General features: G+C 65.7%; 17 protein-coding genes. 1 reads left to right on the forward strand and 16 read right to left on the reverse strand.

What is annotated here, in order from left to right; all coding sequences use genetic code 11:
• Positions 1 to 27 precede the first annotated feature (27 nt).
• The 16 genes from KAH28_RS13765 to KAH28_RS13840 form a co-directional block, all read right to left on the reverse strand.
• The gene (locus KAH28_RS13765) at positions 28 to 2,658 is read right to left on the reverse strand and encodes an efflux RND transporter permease subunit (protein ID WP_290577541.1); all 2,631 of its coding nucleotides are present in this window, start codon (positions 2,656 to 2,658) and stop codon (positions 28 to 30) included.
• A 131-nt stretch (positions 2,659 to 2,789) separates the two neighbouring features.
• Positions 2,790 to 3,554, reverse strand: a complete 765-nt coding sequence (locus KAH28_RS13770) for a hypothetical protein (protein ID WP_290577543.1) — start codon at positions 3,552 to 3,554, stop codon at positions 2,790 to 2,792.
• A 13-nt stretch (positions 3,555 to 3,567) separates the two neighbouring features.
• On the reverse strand, positions 3,568 to 6,129 hold the full coding sequence (locus KAH28_RS13775; RefSeq protein ID WP_290577545.1) for a DUF1302 family protein: 2,562 nt from the start codon (positions 6,127 to 6,129) through the stop codon (positions 3,568 to 3,570).
• A gap of 208 nt (positions 6,130 to 6,337) precedes the next feature.
• Positions 6,338 to 7,678, reverse strand: a complete 1,341-nt coding sequence (locus KAH28_RS13780; RefSeq protein ID WP_290577801.1) for a DUF1329 domain-containing protein — start codon at positions 7,676 to 7,678, stop codon at positions 6,338 to 6,340.
• A 262-nt stretch (positions 7,679 to 7,940) separates the two neighbouring features.
• Positions 7,941 to 8,831 carry an alpha/beta hydrolase gene (locus tag KAH28_RS13785; protein WP_290577547.1) on the reverse strand — a complete coding sequence of 297 codons (891 nt, stop codon included), beginning with the start codon at positions 8,829 to 8,831 and terminating at the stop codon, positions 7,941 to 7,943.
• Between the two features lie 14 nt (positions 8,832 to 8,845).
• A complete protein-coding gene (locus KAH28_RS13790) occupies positions 8,846 to 9,679 on the reverse strand; it encodes an SDR family NAD(P)-dependent oxidoreductase (RefSeq protein ID WP_290577549.1) in 834 nt (277 codons plus the stop codon).
• A 125-nt stretch (positions 9,680 to 9,804) separates the two neighbouring features.
• Positions 9,805 to 10,692, reverse strand: coding sequence for a metal-dependent hydrolase (locus tag KAH28_RS13795; protein WP_290577551.1), 888 nt, complete (start codon positions 10,690 to 10,692; stop codon positions 9,805 to 9,807).
• 24 nt (positions 10,693 to 10,716) lie between these two features.
• Entirely contained in the window at positions 10,717 to 12,366 is a 1,650-nt protein-coding gene (locus KAH28_RS13800; RefSeq protein ID WP_290577552.1) for an NAD(P)/FAD-dependent oxidoreductase, read from the reverse strand.
• A 61-nt stretch (positions 12,367 to 12,427) separates the two neighbouring features.
• On the reverse strand, positions 12,428 to 13,429 hold the full coding sequence (locus tag KAH28_RS13805; RefSeq protein WP_290577554.1) for an SDR family NAD(P)-dependent oxidoreductase: 1,002 nt from the start codon (positions 13,427 to 13,429) through the stop codon (positions 12,428 to 12,430).
• A gap of 9 nt (positions 13,430 to 13,438) precedes the next feature.
• Complete coding sequence (locus tag KAH28_RS13810; protein WP_290577556.1) at positions 13,439 to 14,305, reverse strand: metal-dependent hydrolase; 867 nt, start codon at positions 14,303 to 14,305, stop codon at positions 13,439 to 13,441.
• A 194-nt stretch (positions 14,306 to 14,499) separates the two neighbouring features.
• Positions 14,500 to 15,384: an SDR family NAD(P)-dependent oxidoreductase gene (locus KAH28_RS13815; protein WP_223055025.1), complete on the reverse strand. Its 885-nt coding sequence runs from the start codon at positions 15,382 to 15,384 to the stop codon at positions 14,500 to 14,502.
• A gap of 61 nt (positions 15,385 to 15,445) precedes the next feature.
• Positions 15,446 to 16,210 carry a glucose 1-dehydrogenase gene (locus KAH28_RS13820; protein WP_223055024.1) on the reverse strand — a complete coding sequence of 255 codons (765 nt, stop codon included), beginning with the start codon at positions 16,208 to 16,210 and terminating at the stop codon, positions 15,446 to 15,448.
• Between the two features lie 13 nt (positions 16,211 to 16,223).
• On the reverse strand, positions 16,224 to 17,054 hold the full coding sequence (locus tag KAH28_RS13825) for a glucose 1-dehydrogenase (RefSeq protein WP_290577559.1): 831 nt from the start codon (positions 17,052 to 17,054) through the stop codon (positions 16,224 to 16,226).
• Positions 17,035 to 17,934 carry a class I SAM-dependent methyltransferase gene (locus tag KAH28_RS13830; protein ID WP_223055022.1) on the reverse strand — a complete coding sequence of 300 codons (900 nt, stop codon included), beginning with the start codon at positions 17,932 to 17,934 and terminating at the stop codon, positions 17,035 to 17,037. Before KAH28_RS13830 ends, KAH28_RS13825 begins: the two co-directional genes overlap by 20 nt.
• Before the next feature lie 88 nt (positions 17,935 to 18,022).
• Complete coding sequence (locus KAH28_RS13835; protein WP_223055021.1) at positions 18,023 to 19,258, reverse strand: DUF445 family protein; 1,236 nt, start codon at positions 19,256 to 19,258, stop codon at positions 18,023 to 18,025.
• Positions 19,255 to 19,533: a hypothetical protein gene (locus tag KAH28_RS13840; protein WP_223055020.1), complete on the reverse strand. Its 279-nt coding sequence runs from the start codon at positions 19,531 to 19,533 to the stop codon at positions 19,255 to 19,257. The genes KAH28_RS13835 and KAH28_RS13840 overlap by 4 nt, the downstream gene beginning before the upstream one ends.
• 483 nt (positions 19,534 to 20,016) lie before the next feature.
• On the opposite strand from KAH28_RS13840, the gene KAH28_RS13845 reads away from it, so the two are divergent.
• Positions 20,017 to 20,631, forward strand: coding sequence for a TetR/AcrR family transcriptional regulator (locus tag KAH28_RS13845; RefSeq protein WP_223055019.1), 615 nt, complete (start codon positions 20,017 to 20,019; stop codon positions 20,629 to 20,631).
• The last annotated feature ends 76 nt before the right edge of the window (positions 20,632 to 20,707 follow it).

The raw sequence follows: 20,707 nt of genomic DNA on the forward strand, positions 1-20,707 counted from the left end.
GGCCCTGGTCGCGGCCTCGCTTATCCATCAGCTCGATGCCGGCTTCGAGTCCGCTTCGGACGAGGCCGCGTCGGACTCAGCCGGTGGCGTTCGTGGCGGCCGCAGCAGAAAGGCCGCGAAGGCTGGCAGCATGAAGATGGCGGCGACGGCGTTGGCGAGAATCATCAGGTTCAGCATGATGCCCATATCCACCTGGAAGCGAAGCCCGGAGAACAGCCAGGTGGCCACGCTGGCCGACAGCGCCAGCGCGGTGAAGACCACGGCCTTGCCGGTCTGACCGAGCGCATCGGCATAGGCTTCGCGCATGGTCATGCCCCGCTCCTTCACGTTCTCCTCCAGCACCGAATAGATATAGATGCCGTAGTCGACAGCAATGCCGGCCGCGAAAGCCACCGTGGCGATGTTCGTCACCTTCAGCCCGATCTCCAGGAAGACCATCACCGTGTAGATGAAGACCGACGACACGATGATGAGCGGCGTGAGGATGCAGATCACGCTCGTGAAATTGCGGAAGGAGACCCAGATACTGAGGCCGATAGCGGCATAGAGCCACAACAACACGGTGAGCTCCGTGGACTCGACCACGTCGTTCGCCGCTGCCATCACACCGACATTGCCGGTCGCCAGCTCGAAGGTCACCGGCGCATCCTCGGGCATCTCGTCTACGAAGGCTTCGAAGGACTCGATGACGGTGTCGATAGTCTCGGCCTTGTGGTCCGCCGTGAACACGAACAGCGGCATTGCGCTGCAATCCGTGTTGAGCAGACCGGTCGAGCTCGGGAACGGCTGCACCGTCACCACCAGCGCACCCGGCTCGCGCGGCAGCACGTTCCACTTGGGGTGGTTCTCGTTGTAGGCGTTGTAGACGACTTTCTGCATCTTGGGCAGCGACAGCGTCGACTGCACGCCGGGCGTGTTCTCCATGCGCCAGGCCAGACGGTCGATAAGACCGACGACGGAATGGTCGATGCAGGCGTCGGCCCCGGTTTCGGCGATGATCTTCAGCAAATCGACACCGATGGAGAAGTTCTCCACGATGGCGGCCGTGTCGCGGTTATAGGTCGAATCGGTACGCAGCTCAGGCGTGCCGGGGTGCAATTCGCCGATGGCCAGATCACGGTTGATGTGGTGCGAAATGCCCCAGGCCACGCCCGTGGCCAGCAGCACGAAGACCGCCGTGCGCTTGAGGATCACGGCCGACGCCAGCTGCCAGAGCGGCGCGAGCGCGCGGTCCCGGCGATGCTGGTGACGGCGGAACTTCTCGGGATTGCGGATGGGTGCGTACGACAGAAGACAGGGCAGCAGGAACTTCTTGCAGACCACCACAGCGATCAGGCCGAAACAGGCGTTGATCGCCATCTCCTGGACAATGCCGATGGGAATCAACAGCAGCGTGCCGAAGCCGATGAAGTTCGTGATCAGGGCGGTGATGCCGGGAATGACCAGGCGCTTGTAGGTTCCGATCGCGGCGTCGTAGCTGTCCAGCTGCTTGTTGGCGATCTCCAGCAGCCAGAAGTTGGTGATCTGGATGCCGTGCGAGGTACTGATGGCCAGCACCAGGAAGGGCACGAGAATGGCGAAGGGGTCGAGCCCGTAGCCGAACAGGTGCAGCAGGCCCAGCTCCCACACCACGGCCAGCAGTCCGCAGGACAGCGGCAGTAGCGCAACCAGCCAGGACCCGGTGTATATCGCCAGCACGATCCAGACCAAGAGGATCGACAGGGCGAAGAAGCCGACGACCTCGCCGGACTTCTCCGCGATATCGCCGACGATCTGGACGAAGCCGATGTTGTGAATGCTGATCGACGGGTTGTAGTCGGGGTTGTCGGCCTCGCGCACCTTGAAGTCGCTACCCGAGAGCGTCGCCATGGCGAAGTCGCCGCTCTCATCCTTGTAGCGGAACTCGACGTCGGAGAAGCGGAACAGTACCCCGGTCGGATCGCTGTACGAAACGTGCGCGACGTCGCCGGCCTTGAGCGGCGGGAAATCCTCGCGAAGCCGGTACTCCCACATCCTCGGGCTGGTGAAGCGCTGCCGGATCTGTTCCAGCCGGCCCTCGGTCTTGAAGTAGTCCAGCTTCTCTCCGCTGACCGGATCGCGCTCGATCAGTTCGCCGATGATCATTGCGCCCCGCTCGTCGTTGGACACGAGCCGGCCGATCACCTCGGCCTTTTCCACATTGCTCCGGACCTTCTGCAGCATTTCCGGCGTCGGCTTGAAATCCGCCGGCACGACATCGCCGCCGCGGAACCCGCCCTCGACCACCTCCAGGTAGCGCACATCCGGCGTCATGATGGAGCTGACGCGCGATCGGTCCATCCCCGGGAGGAAGAACATCGCGTCGGTAGCCTTGCGCAGTGTCTTCATGAAGGACGGCTGATAGATGTCGCCGTTCCCCGGCTTCTGCATGACCGCCATCAACACCGTATTGGCGCCGCCGAACTCGCGCTGGTATTCCTTGAAGGTCTCGATGTAGGGATGCCCCTGCGGAAGCTGCTTCTCGAAGCCGGCGTCCAGCTTCAGCTGGGTGGCGTGCCAGCCGAGAAAGAGCGTCGTCAGCAACAGCACTATCAGCAGCCGCGCGCGCTTGTGAAAGATGATCGGGAGGGTGGTGTCCACGTACCACTTCGCGAACCCGCCCTTTAGCTCACCGTGCATTCATGATCTCCGCAAGTAATTCTGGCTAGTTTCCGACCGTGCCCGCATCGGGAGACAAAGGTTCCATCACGCGGCCGGACACGCCGGATCCGCGCACCACATCGAGGGGGTAGCGCTGCGGTTTCCCGCAATCAGCCGTCTCTCACGCAGACCTCGAACAGCCGCAACGCATTGAGCACCTGCAGGCCGCCACCGAAATCCACTCGCACCTCATCGAATTCCTTGCTGAGCGTCCCGCCGACGGTGCGCCGCCCGGGGTTGCTCGGCGTGGGGAGGATCGTGGGCAGGTCGAGCAGGCTCAGCGTAATCGGAACCTGCCCCGCGTCGGGCGTGCTCGACTCCTGCTCCTCTCCGTTCAGAAAGGTCGTGATCCTGATCTGCTGGTTCAGTCCGATCGTTAGCGGGATCGCGTCTTCCTCGCCAGCCACTGCGACAGCAATCCGGCTGCCAGGCGGGTGCGTGCGCGCCGTATCGAAGACGGACAGGAAGGTCGTGCCGGCCACCGAGACGGGCACGTTGAAGGTCGCGAAGTTCGTTGGATCGTCGTCGACCGCGGCCTCCGCGTCGATCACCGAGCAGAGTGCGCACACTCCGCTGATGCCGGTCTCGAGGACGGCCCGCGGCGCGCGCAGGGGCTCGAAGGCGTTGCCGGGCGCGCATTGCTCGGGCGCCCTGGCGAAGCCGGTACTGCCGCCGCCGTTGGGACTGTCCGGATCGGTGCAGCCGAGCGCCAGCGCCGCGGCCAGCAGACCGGCGGCACCGGTCAGCCTCGGCGCCTTTCGCGACCGCGACGCAGCTTCTGCGCGGATGCCCGCGTGGCACGGCGCTTCATCGGTACCGGATACGGCGCCGGATGGCGCGCTGCGCCAGAAATTCAGTTTCACGATCTCTTTCATGACTCTCCCCCGGTCAGAACTGATACTTGACGTAGAAGCCCAGGTTGTCGCGGTCCGCCATCAGGTTGTTCTCACCGGCGCCCCCGTAGAGGTTGTAGACCACGTTGAAGGTGAGCGCCTTTTCATAGCGGAACTCCAGGATCGAAGTCAGCGAGTAGCGCCCCTCCACGAAGTTGAACAACGGAGCCGGCGAATTGCCGTAGACATCGTGCTGCCAGAGCAGCAGCGGTGCGATGCTGATGGACGGCAGAACCGACTCGTAGAGGATGCGCGATACAACGCGGTACCCGGTCGAGAACTCGTCGGCAAAGGCATCCCGCGGCGCCTGGAAGGGGTTGAAGCGGATCCCGTCCGGGCCGATCGTGCAGGCGATGTTCGCCGAACAGGCCAGTTGCGAACCGTCCGCACCGCTGCCGTCGGCGCCGGCCGACGCGTGCGTGAACGCGGTCAGCGGGCCTTCGAGCTGCAGCTCGTGGAATGCCGGCATGTTCAGCACGTGCGTCGCGGCCAGCTCGTAGACCATCAGCACCTGGTCGGCGCCGATCAGCCGGGATGGCCAGTCCGACCGGCTGTAGAGGCGGGTTGCGCCCAGGGTGTACTGCGCGACGTCGAATTCCTCCCACCCGCGGATGCGACTGTTGGGTGCCGGATCGTCGCCGAGCGTGCCGCCGCGATACGGGACCAGGAAGCTGGGAAAGGAGCGCGCCGGTGACGGAACGCCGGCGAGGAGCAGGAAGCTGGTGTCATTGAAATACGTATTGCCGTTGGCGTCGGTCGCGTCGCTGCCGTCGTAGACGAAGTACTGGCCCGTGATGTTCTGGCCGTTTCCGAGCTGCGTTCCTCCGCTGTCCTCGCCGAAGCCCACGGCCCCGACCGTTCCGTCGCAGCCGTCGTCGGGGCCGTTGCAGTGTCCGAGCGTGGGCTGCAGCGCCGAGAACAGCACGTCCACCAGCGCGACCTGGAGCGGCTGGTCGGGTCGGTACGCGAGCTCGCCCTGGAAGGAATAGTTGCCGTACGTGGTATTGAAGCTGAACCCGAACATCTTGAGGTCTTCCGGGTAGGTGAGCTGGAACTCGGCCGTGTCCAGCGGAATGACCTCACTATTCGGCCGGCCCGGCTGCGGAACCAGCAGATTCGCCACTCCCGGTATGGCGTCGAGCGGCGTGCTGTCAACAAGCCCCAGCGTCCCGAGCACCTCGGGCCGCGCGGTCAGCAGGCCCGCGATATCGTTCACCGCCTGAAGGACCCCTCGCGGATAGCTGTCACCCGTCACCAGGGCCAGATTCGGGCAGAGCGTGAGGATCTCTATGGTGTTCTCGGCGTTCCGCCCCTGCGGGTTGCCCGCCGCACGCATGCAGCTCGCGTTCGCTGCATAGGCGTCCACATAGGGCAGCTTGGAGTGGTAGTTCATGAAGTAGAAGCCCAGCTCGGTGCCGTAGTTCAGCCAGTCGGCGTAGTACTTCAGGCTGATACCGTACTCCCCGCCATCGCGCGCCTCGTCATCGGGCCTGCGACCGACGGAGAGCGTGGTCGAAGACACCAGGCCGAGAGGGTTGGCGATGGCCGTGCCGAGCTGATCCGGGTCATCCGTCGCCTGGCCGAAGCTGGCGTTGAGGCGCTCATCGCCCAGGTTGTTCGTTCCGGCATCCAGGAAGGAAAAGAAGGTGCCGGGTGCCGGGATGGCCACCGGCTGCCACTCGAAGGCGTAGTGGGCCTGCAGCGTGACGTTGCCTCCCAGATAGGAGGACACGTTGGCCATGTTGACCGGAATGAACAGGTCCTCCAGCAGGGCATTGCCAAGCCGGAAGATGTTGGTGGCGTCCACCGGATTGGCCTGGGACAGGCTGTTGATGACCGCGACCGTGCTTTCGCCCCAGTTCACGACCTGCTTGCCGACGCGGAGCGTGACGTCCTGATCCACCAGCGGCAGCGTGAAGGGCACGGTAAGATGCAGGTCGAGCAGATCGTAGAACCGGTACTCATCCGCGATCTCGTCCGATCGCTTTTCGCGCACCAGCGCCCCCCGGGCGAGCACCGCATCGAAATAGCGATTGCCGAAGGGATCGCCACGCGTGACCACCTCATCGAAGTTTTCCGGGGTGGTCTTGTTCGGATGCGTCTCCACGAAGTCGTAGTTGACCGGGTCGTAGACGCCGCGCCCGCGCACGAACAGCTCCCAGTCTCCGAAGAAGCGGAGCTTCAGGTCCGTATTCAGGACGATCGGTGCCTGAACGATGTCGCCCTTGTCATAGTTCAGATTGCCGTTGTCGAAGTTCATCGAGGCCTGGCCCGGGGCGTCGCGCAAGCGCTCGGCCGGATAGATCTGGTCACGGACCACGCCCTGGCAGAGCTGGAAGACACCAGTGCAAACGTCCGGGTTGCGGTTGGCCTTGCCAACCAGGTAGCCCGCGCGGTCATGGAGGCGCCACTGCGCCCCCGCGGTGAGACTGTTGTTCAGAATCGCCGTAACGTCCTGTCCGAGCAGGTCAATGTCGAACTGGCGCGCTGACGCGCTGGTGCAGACCATGAACACGAGCGCCGCTGCGGCCACCCGCCCCGTTCTCTTCATCGTCATCGTTGTGTCTCCTCCTCGAAAATGCCCCGGATCGTTATGGATCGATCTTGTTGCGGGCTGCGTCTGCCGCGAAACCTTCACCAGTCAAGTCAGGTCGACAACCGGGCGCCCCGATTGCCCCCATCGGAGCGCCTCGATCACCCGTGCCCGCCCGCAGCACCACTTCGCTGGCGGGCAGACCGTGATGGAACGCCCCTCCAGCCGCCGCTTACTTCGCAGCGCGCCGTTGAATGGCTGAAGGCTGGAAGTAGCCGTCCGGGAAATCCACGGTGGCATCGAACGGCTTGTCCTCGTTGGCCATCGCGGTGACGAAATAGCGCCCGCTGTTGAAGTGGTAGATCACTTCGGGGATCGTCGTGCTCGCCATGATGTTGGAGCCGTAGAGCAGATGCCCTTCCTGGAACTGCATCAACTGGCCCTGATGGTCATAGTTGTCGCGTGCGACGATGTTCCAGGTGTCCTCATCAAGGTAGAAGCGAATCTTGCCGAACGTGTGACGCAGGTCGGGCCGGTTCTCGGCTTCCACCACCCAGACGCGATGCAGCTCGTAGCGCGGCAGCTCCGGGTTGACGTGCCGGGGGTGCGCGATGTCGGCGTACTCGATCTTGTTGCCGGCGATCCGGTACGAGTTGTACGGGATGTACATCTCTTTCCGACCGATCAGCTTCCAGGTAAAGCGTTCGAGCACGCCGTTGAACATGTCGACCTGATCGTAGAACTGGTGGCCATCGGTACCCTCGTAAGGGTTGTCGCAGCAGACCGCGGGCGCACGCCGGATACGCTTGAGGGCCGGGGAATACAGCCAGGCAGAGCGCCCCTGAGGCCCGGTGCCCGCCTTCTCGTGCGCGAGGATGAAGGTGCCGGCCAGCCTTGGCGGGGCCACGATCTCCGAGACGTACTTGATCGACGTCACGCCCGGCTCGAGCTCGAGCGGTGGCTCGATCTCTATGTTGTTGTAGAAGAACTTGACGTCCTCGACGATCTTGGTAAACGTGTATTCGCCGTCGAGCTGAACGATCATCTGGTTGTTGTAGCGCCGACCCGAGGCGCCGCGGTACTTCGTCTTGTGGTTCCAGATAGGCTCGGCGCCCGATTGCGGAATCGGGAACGGAAAGCCGAGAGACGCATTGCGCGGCTCGTCGATGGTATCCAGCACCGCGCTGTCCGCGTTCTCGATGGATCCGTCGAGAATCTCCTGGGGAAAGTTCGCGATGCGGTGACTCGGGTAGACATTCATCCGGTAGGAATCCGGATAGCGCTCGAGCAGCTCCCTGTGCCCGTGCGTGAGCTTGTCGGCGTACTTGTCCATGTTCTCTGCGGAGATCGTGAACTTGGGCTCCTCCGCCTCGAGGTCCGGATAGCTCGGCCAGAAGCCCTTGAGAGGACCCTCCTGCGGACGAGGCTCCCATGCCGGAATGGTTCCGTCCTCGTTACCGGCGCGGATGGCACCGACCGGCGTCAGTTCCTCGCCGAGCTTCGCGACCTCATCCGGCGGCGCCTTGGCTGCGGCGGGCAGCGCGACAGCAGTCAGCAATCCTGCGCACAGCATGGACTGCACCAACTTGTGTGAAATATGCACCTTGCTCCTCCTCGTCTTGGGTAACTCTCAGAATGCTCTTGCGTCTAAGGCCGCCTGCCAAACGCTTGATAGGCTGACCGTAGCACATTCCTTCGGTCACTGTCCAAGGCTTGGATGCAATGTTGCGATGCGGCACGAGAGTGACGAAGATTCCCTGGAGCGATGACGCTCCGGAGGGTGTCCGCGGGCGCCGGCATCGCGCAGGAAACCTCCGGGCGCAGCCACAGAGGCTTCAGGCCGGATTGTCGATGAAGTCGGCCATGCGCCGCAGGTCCTCGCGCGCCTCGGGGATCAGCGCGTTCAGCACCGGCCAGGCGTGCGGCAGGTCTGGCCGCGTCAGCATCTCCACGCGCGCGCCCTGTGCGCGCGCCTTGGCGGCGACGGCGTAGGCATCGTCGCGCAGGCACTCCTGGTCGCTGACCGTCAGCAGCAGCGGTGGCAGCCCGGTGAAGTCGCCGTAGAGCGGCGAGGCACGCGGGTCGTCGCGCGGGTGCTCGCCCAGGTAGGCCCTGGCCATGATCTGGATCGTGTCGTATGACAGCATGGCGTCGCGCCGGTCGTTCTCGCGCCAGCTCGGCAGCCGACCGCTGACGTCCGCACCCGGGGAGATGGCCACGCCGCAACGCGGCAGGGCGATGCCGTGATCCCGCGCCGTCTGCAAGGTGACCAGGGTCAGGTTGCCTCCGGCCGAGTCGCCGGTAACGACCAGCTTGTTCGCTTCCACCCCGGACTCGAGCAGGCTCCGGTACACCGCCAGGCAGTCCTCCGGGGCCGCCGGGAAGGGATGCTCGGGCGCGAGGCGGTAGTCGGGCAGGAGCACCTCGGCCTTGAGCCGCTTGGCCAGCCCCCCGGCAAAGGGGCGATAGGTCCGCAGCCTGCCACCGATGAACGCCCCGCCGTGCAGGTGCAGGATGGTCATCTCGGGGCGGCGCACCGCCACCCGCTCGCAGGGCACGCCGGCGATGCTGACCTGGTTGACCGACAGCCCACGCGGCACCGGCGCGGGAAAGGGAAATGCGAGCACGCGGCGGAAGTGGCTTACCGCGGCCTCGTCGGATGCAAAGTCGCGCTTGAGGAGCGCGCGAAAGGTCGCCTTGGCGGCCGTTGCGCTGGCACTGGCCATCCCGCCCTCCTCCTTCAGCCCGCCGCGAGTCGGTAGCCCATTCCCAGCGCACGGGCATAGGAGACGGGCGCGGCGCGCTTGAAGCGCCACATGAGCCGACCGTCCCATTGGGGCAGCACGTAGAGCTGATTGCGATCACAGGCGTCCAGCGTCATGCGCGCGACTTCGCCGCTGTCGGTGAAGGCCCATCTCTCCATGGCCTTGGCCGCGAAGCCCTTGCGCTCGGAGGGGAAACGGCTCTCGTTGATGATGTTGGTCGGGACGATGGTCGGGCACAACACGCTGATGTGCACACCGCTGCCGGCGAGCTCGGCGGAGAGGGTTTCGGACAGCGACAGCACCGCCGACTTGGTGACGTTGTAGGTCGTCATCTCCGGCGCTGCCGCGAAACCGGCCGCCGAGGCCGTGTTGATGATGGCGCCGTGGCCCGCGTCGCGGAAGCGCGGCGCGAAGGAATGGCAGCCGTGGATCACGCCCCAGAGGTTGACGTTCAGGCACCAGTGCCAGTCCTCGAGACTGATCTTGCCGATGCGCCCACCGACTCCGACGCCGGCGTTGTTCACTACCAGCGTGGTCGGCCGGCCCAGCAGGCTGTCCGCTTGCTCTGCCAACTCGGAGAACTGGGCCCGGTCACCGACGTCACAGATGTAGGCGATGCCGCGCCCGCCGAGCTGATCCACCAGCGCCGCTGTCTGTTCGGCGCGTTCTGCATGCAGGTCGACACAGATCACGCTGCTGCCGCGGCGCGCCAGCTCGCAGGCGAAGCTGCGGCCGATGCCGCTGCCCGCCCCCGTGACCAGCGCTGCGGCGCCGCGACTGTAGCTGCGTAATGATGACACCTTGGGCATGGAACGCACTCCGCTCGTTTATTGGTATTGTGTAGGCCCGCCGAACAAGGCAGTTCGACGTGCGCGACCGCCGGCAGGGCAGCGCCGGTGACGCCCCGCCCTGCCGGAGAAGCACCGCTCCCGGCCTAGGCCGCGGCCTCTAGCTCCGGCCGCCCCGCGATGAAGGCCTTGAAGGCCTGCATCGTGTCGCCGGTCGCGTCGAAGGTTTTCTTCCAGACCTGGATCGCCTCGCGATTGTCGTGATCCCAGGGATGGAAGCTGGGCAGGTAGTACGGCAGGTAGTGCTTGACCAGCAGCCGCATGAAACCCGGGCGGAGGAACTGGAAGTCCAGCGCCTTGAGCGCAGAGCGCCAGTTGAACAATTGGCCATCCCGGGCGACCAGCTTCAGACGCTGGTATTCGGAGATGGAGAAGAAGATGCCCGTCATCAGGATCATGCCGGCAATGCGTTTGGAGTAGCTGCCGACGGCGTCCTGATACACGTCGAACGAAACCGACTTGTGCTCGGTTTCCTCGATCATGTGCCAGGCGATCATGGCTCCCAGCTTGGGATCGAAGTCGCGGAAGATCTCTGGATGCTCGACAAACACAGCCGAGATCGTGCCGGTGAAGTGCTCGCCGGCCGCCATCACCGACAACTGCATGTCGTCGCTGAGGATCTTCTGCAGGAAGGCGCGCATGTTCTTGAAGGCCTGCTCGACTTCGGAGACCGGAACGCCGTGCTTGGCCACGGCGGCGTTCATGATGTCGTGCTCGCGCGCGTGGTAGTGCTCCTGCTTGATGAAGTCGACAGCCGCCTTGCGCACCTTCTCGTCCTTGAGCTTGACGATGTGACTGCGCACGCACTGCATCACCCAGCGCTCGCCATCGGGAACCGCCGCAAGCAGCGCATTCCACCAGTGCGTGGTCCACGGATCACGGTTCATCCAGTACTTCGGGACATCGGTCATGTCGAAGTGGAGATCGCGCGGCAGGACTTCGTCGTAGCCGATCTTTCGATTTGCGAGTGCCATGATGCTCTCCTGTCCGAATCGAACCTATGCAGCAGCGACCGCGGCGCGGCCCTGCGACCCAACCTCCGGAGCCGCCCCGGCGCGGCTGAACCTGTAGTGCTCCATGGGAAAATGCTGGGCCCGCCACAGCATCTCCATCGTCGTGGACGGGCGCAGCATCGGCGCATCGCCATGCTTGTCGAAGTAATAGCTGTTCGACGACGCACAGCTGTGATTGACGAACACGGTGCTCTGCTGGCGGCGCTGCACGTCCAGGAAGTAGCGCTCGTGCGGCCCCTGCCCGATCTCGACCCGCGTCATGCGACGCCGGCGCGCTTCCTTGATGCAGCGCACGGCATGGATGGCATTCGCCTCGACCATCTTGAAGTAGGAGGTGCCGGTAAGCCCGTAGGGTCCGAGCATGCCGAAATAGTTCGGCACCTTGGGCACGCTGACCGCCTCATAGGCCTGGTAGCGGTTCTCGTCCCAGAACTGGCCGAGTTCGCGCCCGTCTCGCCCATGGACCTCGAACGCCGGCAGGTTGCCCTTCTCGAACACGCGATAACCGGTCGCGGTGATCAGCACATCGATCTCGCGCTCGGTACCCTCGCGGGTACGAATGCCGCGCTCGGTGACGCATTCGATCGGGTCGGTGACCAGTTCGACGTTATCGCGCGTAAAGGTCCTGAAGTAATCGTTCGAGAAGGTCGGCCGCTTGCAGCCGAAACCGTAGCTCGGCGTGAGCTTCGCACGCAGCTCGGGATCGTTGGGAACCTGTTCGAGCAGATTGTTCTTGCCCGCGCTTTCCGCCCAGCGGACCAGGCCGGGAATCTGCCGGTAGTAGATAACCGCGCCCACCATGAGGGCCTCGCTGAGCACGTCGGTGCAGACGCGCACGCCTTTCTGCAGGACCGGCAGTGTGCGGAAGGCGGACTTGAGCCAGGTCGGGATCTCCGCGTCGGGCTTCTTGAGCACCCAGATCGGCGTGCGTTGGTAGACATCGAGCTGGGCCACCTTGGTTGCGATCGACGGCACGAGCTGCACCGCCGTGGCGCCGGTGCCGATGACGGCGACGCGCTTGCCGGTCAGATCGATGCTGTCGTCCCAGTAACCCGTGTGCATGACGGTACCCTTGAAGCTTTCAAGGCCCTTGATGTCGGGTTTCTTGGGCGAGATCAGGCCGCCCGTGGCCCCGATCAGGAAGCGCGAATACAGACGCTCCCCGCCCTTGAGCTGGACCTCCCAGAGATCCCGATCCTCGAGGAAAACGGCCTTGTCCACCTCGGTCCGGAAGCGGACCTTGGGATAGACGCCGTACTTGGCGGCCACACGCTGGGCGTAGCGCTGCAGCTCAGTGCCCGGCGCAAACACGCGCGACCAGTCCGGATTCTGCTCGAAGGAGAACGAGTAGGTGAACGAGGTGATGTCCACCGCGATGCCCGGATAGCGGTTATCGCGCCAGGTGCCGCCGACGTCGTCCGCGCGCTCGAGCAACTGGAACGATTCAATGCCCGCCTTGCGGAGCTCGATCGCCAGGCCCATGCCGGAAATCCCGGCACCGACGATGATCACCTCGTGATCCGGCACCCGGGGAACGGGGCGTCGAGCGCCGCCGCCTCGCGCGCCCCGTTTGGCGCTCGCCCGCACCGGTGCGCCCTGGGCGACCTGATCGGTTGTCATCACATCGTCTGCCATAGTGCTTCTCCGCCGTCTGCCATGCCCCTGCTCCGCGCAAGGATGATTCCGCTATAGAGCCTCAGGCCACGCCTCCCGATTCCGCCCTGGCGCTGCCCGCAGCCGGCTTCGCGGCCTTGGCGGCCTTGGCGGCGCGCTTGCGCGGCGCCTCCGCCTCTGTTGCGGGCTTCTCGGCCGCCGCCGGCGGCGCGGGTTGCGGCGATGCGGCTACCGCATTCTTCGATTTTCCGTACATCAGCGGATTGAGCAGCGCACCCGCCACCCACTGGTAGCGGATGCCCAGGGTGCGCTGCATCAGGTCGATCACATGCGCATCGGGGCCGACCAGGATCCGCGGCCGCTTGCGCCGGATGCCGTCGACAATGATCGCCGCAGCCTTGGCTGGAGTGGTCAGCGTGATGCGTTCGAACCATTTCGAGAATTCGGCCTGGTCCGGCCCGCGACTGGTGGCCAGCCGCGAGCTGTTGGCGATATTGGTGCGGATCCCGCCGGGGTGCACGCAGCTCACCGAGACCGGCAGGCCTTCGGCCCGCATCTCGATACGCAGCGACTCGGTGTAGCCGCGAACGCCGAACTTGGCGGCGTTGTAGGCACTCGTCAGCGGCCCGGAGATCATGCCGTAGATGCTCGACACGTTGACCACATGCCCGTCGCCGGATTCGATCAGCTGCGGCAGGAACGCCTGGGTGCCGTAACAGACGCCCCAGAAGTTGATGCCCATCAACCACTCGAAGTCCTCCCAGCGCATCTCCCGCACGCTCGCGCCGAGCGCGACACCGGCGTTGTTGACGATGAGGTTCGCGGGCTGCCCGAAGTCCGCCTTGATCATGTCGGCGTGCCGGAAGAACGCTTCGCGATCGGACACATCGAACACATAACCCCTGACCCGATCGCCACGCGCACCCCCGGCCAGCGCGACCGTCCCCTCGACAGCCTCCGGCTGGATGTCGCAGGCCGCCACCCTGCAGCCCCGCCGGGCCAGATCGAGCGCCAGCGCCCGACCGATGCCGCTGCCGGCGCCTGTGACCACCGCGAGCCTGCCCTGGAAGGACTTCAATCTCATGGCTCGCTCCTACGCCGCTTCGGCCAGTTCGGCATAGGTGGCTTCGCCGGCGGCGAGCGCGTCTCCATGGGCCTGGTAGTGGCGCAGCCAGGCGTCGTAGCCTTCAAGCTCGCCCGCATCCCAGGGCTGGAAGCCGGGCTTGAACCAGGCCAGATAGTGGCCGCCCAGATCGCGGAAGAAACCACCGCGCGTGGGCTTGAACAGCCACCACAGACCCTGCGCCCAGTACCGGGCGCGCTCGCGGCGGGTGCAGCCATCGACACGGAGCAGGTGCTCGAGGATCGGAAAAACGAGGGCGTTGAACAGCACGCTGATGTAGAGCATCATCGCGACGCGGGGCAGGTACCCGACCTTGGCCACGTCGCGCATGACCTCGAAGGCCACGGACTTGTGCTCGATCTCCTCGGCGGCATGCCACAAGTACAGCGCGCGCACGCGCTCGTCCGCGCCGCTCATGAGATCACTGCCCCTGTCGAGCAGGCAGTGCGCCATGCTGGCGGTCAGATGCTCGGCGCAGGCAGTCAAGGTGATCTGCATGCGCGGGGACAGCAGGCTCGTGTGTTGCGCGAAGAACTTCTTCAGGAATGACTCGATTGCGGGCACGTCCGCGCCCTGGCGATGCAGCCGGGCGTTGTAGGCGTTGTGGAGCATGCCGTGGGCACCTTCCTGACGCGCGAAGTCCTTGAACGCCTGCTGGAGCTCGGGACTCTTCAGTTCGTCCTTGAACTGGCGCAGCGAGACAATGAAGAACTTCTCGCCTTCCGGCAGCGTCGTGGAGAAGGCGTCGAAGAAGCGCGACTTGAAGACATCGCCGTTCGCCCAGTACACGGGAATCTTGTCGTCGAACTCCAGTTCGCGCGGCAGACGCGGAATCATGGTGCGGTTCGAGGAAGACGGAGTAGCTGGCATGGGGAGCCTCCGAACGTTAGTTAGATGAAGCCGGCACCTGCCTATTCGGATCCTTTCGGCGGCAGCCCGGAACACGTAGCGCGTTGCCGCGCTACGTGCTCAATGTGCACGAGGCGGCAGCTGCTGTCAACTTCCCGACTGCCTGCCGGCAGCCTCGTCCATCAGGCCGCTCGCCGTCCGGGTTCATCGGCTGCGCCGTCGCGTCCCCGGTCGCGCTGCTGACGGCCAGGGTTGACCACGTTGCGCAGGCGATGCATCAGCGTCCCGCTGACCCGCTCGGCAAGGGCCGGCGTCGCGCGCTTGAACAGGTCCATGACGTAGGTCTCCGGCGTGACCAGCACCCGCATCCGGTTGGTCTCGATGGCGCGCACGATCTTGTTCGCCACCAGCTCGGGAGGGCGCCCCCAGCGTTCGAACCATTCGACCATGCGCTGCTGCATGGCGGAGTCCGAGCAGCGGCTAACCTTCGCGATGTTGGTGCGGATCATGCCGGGATGCACGGAGGTGACGCCGATGCCGTGCGGCGCCAGCTCCGCGCGCAGGGACTCGGAGAACCCGCGCACCGCGAACTTGGTGGTGCCGTAGGACACCATGCCCGGTGTGGAAATGATGCCCGCCAGGCTGGAAATGTTGACGATGTGGCCGCCGCCCTGTCGCTGCAGCGCCGGCAGGAACAGCTTGGAGCCGTAGACCACGCCCCAAAGATTGACGTCGACAACCTTGGCGAAGTCCTCCAGCGGCGCGTCCGCGAAATCGTCGAGAATGCCGATACCGGCGTTGTTGACGACAATATCGATGCGCCCGTGCCGGGCCTCGACGGCCTGCACGAACGCGGCCATCTGCTCGCGATCGGCGACATCGACCCGGTGCTGGCTGCTGCGCCCACCGTCGGCGGCGATCTGCCTGGCCGTCTCCTGCAGGCCCGCCTCGTCGATATCGGCCAGCGCGATGGCCGCCCCCTTGCGCGCGAGCGCCAGGGCGGTTGCGCGGCCGATGCCGCTGCCGGCGCCGGTCACAACGGCGGTCTTTCCGGTTATCGTGTGCATGCTTGCGTCTCCTGTGTGTTGAACCGCGTGGTACTTGCTGCCCGCTAAGCGCTCGGCGTCTTCAGCAGGCTGTGTGACCACCGTCGACCACCAGGTCGGCGCCGGTCATGAAACTGGCCTCGTCGGAGGCCACGAACAGCACGGCGTTGGCGATTTCGCGCGCCTGCCCGAGGCGCCCCATGGGCACGCGCGCCATCAGCGCCTGCTGGAACTGCCCTGCCGCCTCCGCGTCCAGCCCGCCGACCGCGCCGCGCACCATCTCGGTGTCGATGAAGCCGGGGCATACGCAGTTGATGCGGATGCCGTAGCCCGCGCGCGCGCAGTGGACGGCCGCTGATTTCGTGAACAGGCGCACGCCGCCCTTGGCCGCGTTGTAGGCCAGCGCCAGGGGCTCGCCGATCAGACCCTCGATCGAGGCCATGTTGACGATGGCGCCGCCCTGCCCCTTCATGCGCGCGACGGCCTTGCGCGTGCCCAGCATGACCGCCGACAGATTGACCTCCAGCGTGCGCTGCCACTGCTCGGGCGTGGTGCTTTCAATGTCGCCCATCAGGGCGATGCCGGCGTTGTTGACCAGCACATCCACACCGCCCCAGCGCCGCTCGATCGCGTCGAGGGCCGAGTCCCACTGCTCATCGCGGGTGACATCCAGCGGCTGGAACACAGCATGCTCGCCCAGCCGCTGCGCCTGCGCCTCGCCGGATGCGGCGTCCACGTCGGCCATCATGACCTGCGCGCCTTCCTCGATCAGCCGCTCGCAGACGGCCAGGCCGATGCCGCGCGCGGCGCCGCTCACAAGACAGCGCTTGCCCTGCACTCTGCTCATCATCACGCTCCCGCTACTGCGCGGCCATGCCGCCATCGACCAGCAGCTCGGCGCCGGTGGTCCTGCGCGAAGCCTCGCTGGCCAGGAACAGCACGGCCTGCGCCACGTCGTCCGGCTCGCTCATGCCGATCGGGTGCATCGTCTGCACCAGGCCCTCGGCAGCCTCCGCATCCGGCACCAGGCCGAGCCGCGCCATCCCCGAGACCACGCTGGCGCCCATGTCGGTGCGCACGACGCCGGGGTGCACCGAATTGACCCGGATACCGAGTTGGAGCGCGCCGCACTCCACGGCCGTGGCCTTGGTCAGCAGGCGCACGGCACCCTTGGAGGCGCAGTAGGCCGACAGCCCGGGCGAGCCGACCAGCCCGGCCACTGACGACAGGTTGATGATGCTGCCGCCGCGCCCGGCCGCGCCGCCGGGCCGCATGGCGCGCACCGCGTGCTTGACGCCGAGGAACACGCCTTCGACATTCACCGCCATGATGCGCCGGAAGGTGTCCAGGCTGGTGTCGGCGACGAAGCTCATGGATTCGATGCCGGCGTTGTTGACCAGCACGTCCAACCCGCCGAGCTGGCTCACGGTCTGCGCGATGATGGCTTCCCAGGCTGCTTCGTCGGTAACGTCCTGGGCGGCGGATTGCGCCGTGCCGCCGGCCTGCGCGATGGCCGCTGCCGTCTCCTCCGCGCTCGGCCCGTCGATATCGGTGGCCATCACCCCGGCGCCAGCGGCCGCCAACCGGCGCGCGATCTGCGCGCCGATGCCGCGCCCGGCGCCAGTGACCAGCGCCACCTTGCCGCTCAGCGCGAAGGCCTGCATGCCCGCTTCAGTTGCTGTTGTGGACATCGCTTTCTCCTCCTGTTGTTGTGGAAGCCGATGCTACTGGCACAGGCGCCGTTGTGGCCTCGATCACGCGGATTCGCCGCGACACGCCGCCCGGAATGTCGCCGAGCGCGCCTGCGAACTCGCCCGGGTCGATGGCGCGCGCGCTCCCAAAGCCACACTCGCGCAGCGCCGCCTCGGCATCGGTCGGCGCGCGGAAGTGCAGGTGCACGCGCCCGCGCACGAATGCCGACAGAACGCTGACGAAGGGCGCCACGCGCCCGCCCATGTCGTCCGACAGGGCGATGTCGCTCCAGTAGCAGGCCTCGGGAAACTGCCGCATCAGAGACGAGAAGCGTTGCCACATACTACGCACATCCGCCTCGGAGAAATAATTGACCAGGCCCTCGGTGATCAGCGCGAGACCGCGATCGCGGTCCAGGCTCGCTGCGACGGCATCCAGGCTCTGTGGGCCGCCGTCGGCCAGCGCGTCGATGTCCACCACCCGGTGCCCGGGCTGCGGGCCGCCCATGCGCGCCAGCGCCTCGCGCTTGCGCTGCGCCATGCCCGGCAGATCCGCCTCGATATAGCTCAGCGCCTCGCCATAGCGCTGATTGAAGCGCCAGCCGCGCGCCGAGAGGCCGCTGGCAATCTCGATCACCTGACCGACGCGCCCGCTGCGGATTGCCTCGTCCAGCCGGAGGTCGATGAGCCGGTGGCGCGTCAGCAGGAAACTGTCGATCGCCGGCACCCCCGCCCACTGCGCCGCCAGGACCACCGGCTTGAAACCCCAGAACAGCAGGTGGCCGGTGGTGGTCGCCAGCGCGGGATGGGACAGACCGTGCCGCACCCACACCAGGCCCGTGTAGTGGCCCGTGGGGCTGATGCTTGCCGAATCGCTCACGATGAATTTCCTCCCGTTATGTCCGTGCGGCTGGCGGTTGCGTCCCCGGCCTATGCGCGCCCCGCAGCACCGCGCGGTGCCGCTTTCCTCAGTGCCCGCCGAGCATGAAGAAGACCTGAAGCTCTCCGATAAGCGCCCCCAGGATGGCTCCGGCGATCACGACGATAATCTCGTTCTCCTTGAACGCCGGGCGCAGCACGGATTCGAACTCCTCCGGCGACAGCCGACCCATGCGGGAGACGATCGTCGAGTTGATGTCGAGCGCATCCCGCGCGTAGCGCTCCACCGTCTGCGACGCCACCGGAATCAGATCGACGAGACGCTGGGCCACCAGCTTGCGCATATCCTCGTACTGCTCATGGCCCAGCGCCAAGACCACGACGGGCTGAGCCCAGCCCAGCCGCGCGTCGATCGCCTCGCGCACGCGCTGGTGGGCCAGCTCGACAATGCGGTCCATTGCCGGCCCGCGTAGCAGTTCCTCGATCATGTGGGCCGGCGTCAGCAGCTCGTTGGCCATCAGGCTGGCGTAGTCCTGGGCGACTTCTTGCTGGCGCGCCAGGAACTTGCCCTGCAGGGTGAAGCCGAGAAACTTCTTGGGCCGCCGCGGCCGGAACAGCATCTGCAGGGCCACCCAGTCGCTGACGAGGCCGATCATGCCACCGAACAGCGGCATCAGCAGCGGCTCGTGCCAGGTGATCCAGCAAGCCAACTGCACCAGGCCGATACCCAGACCGAACAGGAAGCCGATGTTGCGGAAGAAGCGCAGCTCCGGCCCGCCGACGCGCCAGAAGATGTCGTTGAGCTTGGCCTTGTCGCGAACCAGGTTCTCGGTCACCACTCGGCGGATGTCGAAGTACTCGGCGACGTTGCCGGAGGCTTGATCCCAGAGCTCGGCCACCATGCCCGGGATCTCGCTCTGGAAGCGCGCGATCACACGGCGGCGCCACGACAGCGGCATGCGCGCCCAGACGCCCGGTGCATAGGTTTCGCCGATCTCGCGAATCAGGGACTCGGCCGCCGCCATCAGCGGCTTCTCCAGCTCCAGCATCATCCGGTCGCGATCCAGCTGCTGGAAAAGCTCCTCGGAATCGAGCAGACGCGTAGCCATCAAGTCCGCCGAGTCCCCGGCGATCTTGTGCGCCTTGCGCGGGAGGATGCCCTGCCAGCCGAGCCAGGGTGGAATGCCGACGAACTCCAGTGGCCGGAAGATCATCTGCACGGCCAGCGCCTTGGTCACGTAGCCCACCAGCCCAGCAACCAGCGGGATGGCGAGGTACACCCACAGATTCGCCTGCAGCTCGGCCCACAGCGCATCCAGACTCATGAGCCCTCCTGCCGAATGCTCGAGTCAACGCACTTCGTGTGCAGGTCGAGAGGCGCGGGAATCGAGACGCGGGCCGGAGCGTGACGGGACGAACCGGTGTACACGCCGCCCACGTCGGACGGATGCAGCGGGCCCTCGGCGAGCGCGCGGTGGGAATCCTGCGGAGAGCCGCCGCGGCGGTCGTTCTGCAGCCAGGGGCCGCCAGCAGAGCGCGCGCGCAGCATGCGTGCAGCGTCCTCGATGCTGAGCAGCTGCTCGTCGGGCTGAAAGTCCAAGGGTGCTCCGGATGGCAGGGACCGACCGGCGGTTGCCGGTTCCGGCATGCAGTCTAACAAACGTTCGGGAGCTTAGCCGCTGAACGCGGCCGATCGCAAACGGCGCGGGGTTCGCACGCCCGGCCTCTTCGCCGACGGAAGGTGCGATACCTCCCCTGCCGCGGCTGCGCCCGGTAAACAGCTGCCGCCGCCGCTTGGCACGACGTCACTGTTGCATACGCCGCGTCGGCTGACCGCTCCGCACTCAAGCGCTTGGACGGTGAGCGTCACGGCCACGCCTCTCCTCGGCATCACATGCAAGCGCTGCCAGGCCGAGTGGTCAGGCGGTACGTCGTCGGCGCCGGCGAAGACGCACTCACTGGCAACCCGCCCCAGGCGCGCCTTCAAGGCCTGCGCGTGCAATCGGATACAATCCACGAACACGCTCTGGCCGTTGCCGTTATGCCAAGAAGCAAGCAGGCCTGTGGAGGAGATGTCGAGACGATGGTTCACCAATCGGCCCCGCCTGTGCGGAAGTCGGGCGATCAGGACCACATTCTGGCCAACGCGGCGCGGCTCTTTCGCCGGAAAGGATTCGAAAAGGTCTCACTCAAGGAGATCGCCGAAGCCTGCGACATGCTTCCCGGAAGCTTGTACTATCGCTACCACACCAAGGAGGCACTTCTTGTTGCGCTGATGCGCCGGGGAGTCGAGGTGGTCACGGAAGAGGTCGAAGGGGCGTTCGCCAGCTCGAACGACCCGGCGGAACAGCTGCGCCTTTGCATCAATGCGCACCTGCGCGCCCTGGTGACCGATTCGGATACGGTTTACGTGCTGCTGTTCGAGTGGCGCGCACTGAGGCCGGAGGCGCGCGAGGAAATCGTTGCCCTGCGCGACCAGTACGAGTCCTTCTGGACCGATATCATCGAGACCATGATCAAGCAGGGCGTGATCCAGAAGAATATCGACGGTCGCTTGCTACGCCTGATCGGCCTTGGTGCGCTCAACTGGGTCGCGACCTGGTTCGACCCCAATGGCGAATACGCGCTCGATGCCGTCGGCGATCTGGTCTGGCGAGTGATCATGGACGGCGTGATCGATAATCGCCTGCGGGCCTAGCCAGGCCGGTGAGAATCTCCCTGCACCCCCGACTTTTCTAGCCTCCCCGGATTCTCGGGGCGGTTCACCCCTCGCC

It is taken from the genome of Algiphilus sp., from assembly GCF_023145115.1.
GTDB lineage: Bacteria > Pseudomonadota > Gammaproteobacteria > Nevskiales > Nevskiaceae > Algiphilus.

Excerpts from the sequence above, each read along its gene's own strand:
- KAH28_RS13810 (WP_290577556.1), bottom strand. The coding sequence starts at position 14,305 with ATGATTCCGCGTCTGCCGCGCGAACTGGAGTTCGACGACAAGATTCCC.
- KAH28_RS13820 (WP_223055024.1), bottom strand. The coding sequence starts at position 16,210 with ATGAGCAGAGTGCAGGGCAAGCGCTGTCTTGTGAGCGGCGCCGCGCGC.
- KAH28_RS13780 (WP_290577801.1), bottom strand. The coding sequence starts at position 7,678 with ATGCTGTGCGCAGGATTGCTGACTGCTGTCGCGCTGCCCGCCGCAGCC.
- KAH28_RS13785 (WP_290577547.1), bottom strand. The coding sequence starts at position 8,831 with ATGGCCAGTGCCAGCGCAACGGCCGCCAAGGCGACCTTTCGCGCGCTC.
- KAH28_RS13815 (WP_223055025.1), bottom strand. The coding sequence starts at position 15,384 with ATGCACACGATAACCGGAAAGACCGCCGTTGTGACCGGCGCCGGCAGC.
- KAH28_RS13845 (WP_223055019.1), top strand. The coding sequence starts at position 20,017 with ATGGTTCACCAATCGGCCCCGCCTGTGCGGAAGTCGGGCGATCAGGAC.
- KAH28_RS13835 (WP_223055021.1), bottom strand. The coding sequence starts at position 19,258 with ATGAGTCTGGATGCGCTGTGGGCCGAGCTGCAGGCGAATCTGTGGGTG.
- KAH28_RS13765 (WP_290577541.1), bottom strand. The coding sequence starts at position 2,658 with ATGCACGGTGAGCTAAAGGGCGGGTTCGCGAAGTGGTACGTGGACACC.
- KAH28_RS13795 (WP_290577551.1), bottom strand. The coding sequence starts at position 10,692 with ATGGCACTCGCAAATCGAAAGATCGGCTACGACGAAGTCCTGCCGCGC.
- KAH28_RS13805 (WP_290577554.1), bottom strand. The coding sequence starts at position 13,429 with ATGAGATTGAAGTCCTTCCAGGGCAGGCTCGCGGTGGTCACAGGCGCC.
- KAH28_RS13800 (WP_290577552.1), bottom strand. The coding sequence starts at position 12,366 with ATGGCAGACGATGTGATGACAACCGATCAGGTCGCCCAGGGCGCACCG.
- KAH28_RS13825 (WP_290577559.1), bottom strand. The coding sequence starts at position 17,054 with ATGTCCACAACAGCAACTGAAGCGGGCATGCAGGCCTTCGCGCTGAGC.
- KAH28_RS13775 (WP_290577545.1), bottom strand. The coding sequence starts at position 6,129 with ATGACGATGAAGAGAACGGGGCGGGTGGCCGCAGCGGCGCTCGTGTTC.
- KAH28_RS13770 (WP_290577543.1), bottom strand. The coding sequence starts at position 3,554 with ATGAAAGAGATCGTGAAACTGAATTTCTGGCGCAGCGCGCCATCCGGC.
- KAH28_RS13790 (WP_290577549.1), bottom strand. The coding sequence starts at position 9,679 with ATGCCCAAGGTGTCATCATTACGCAGCTACAGTCGCGGCGCCGCAGCG.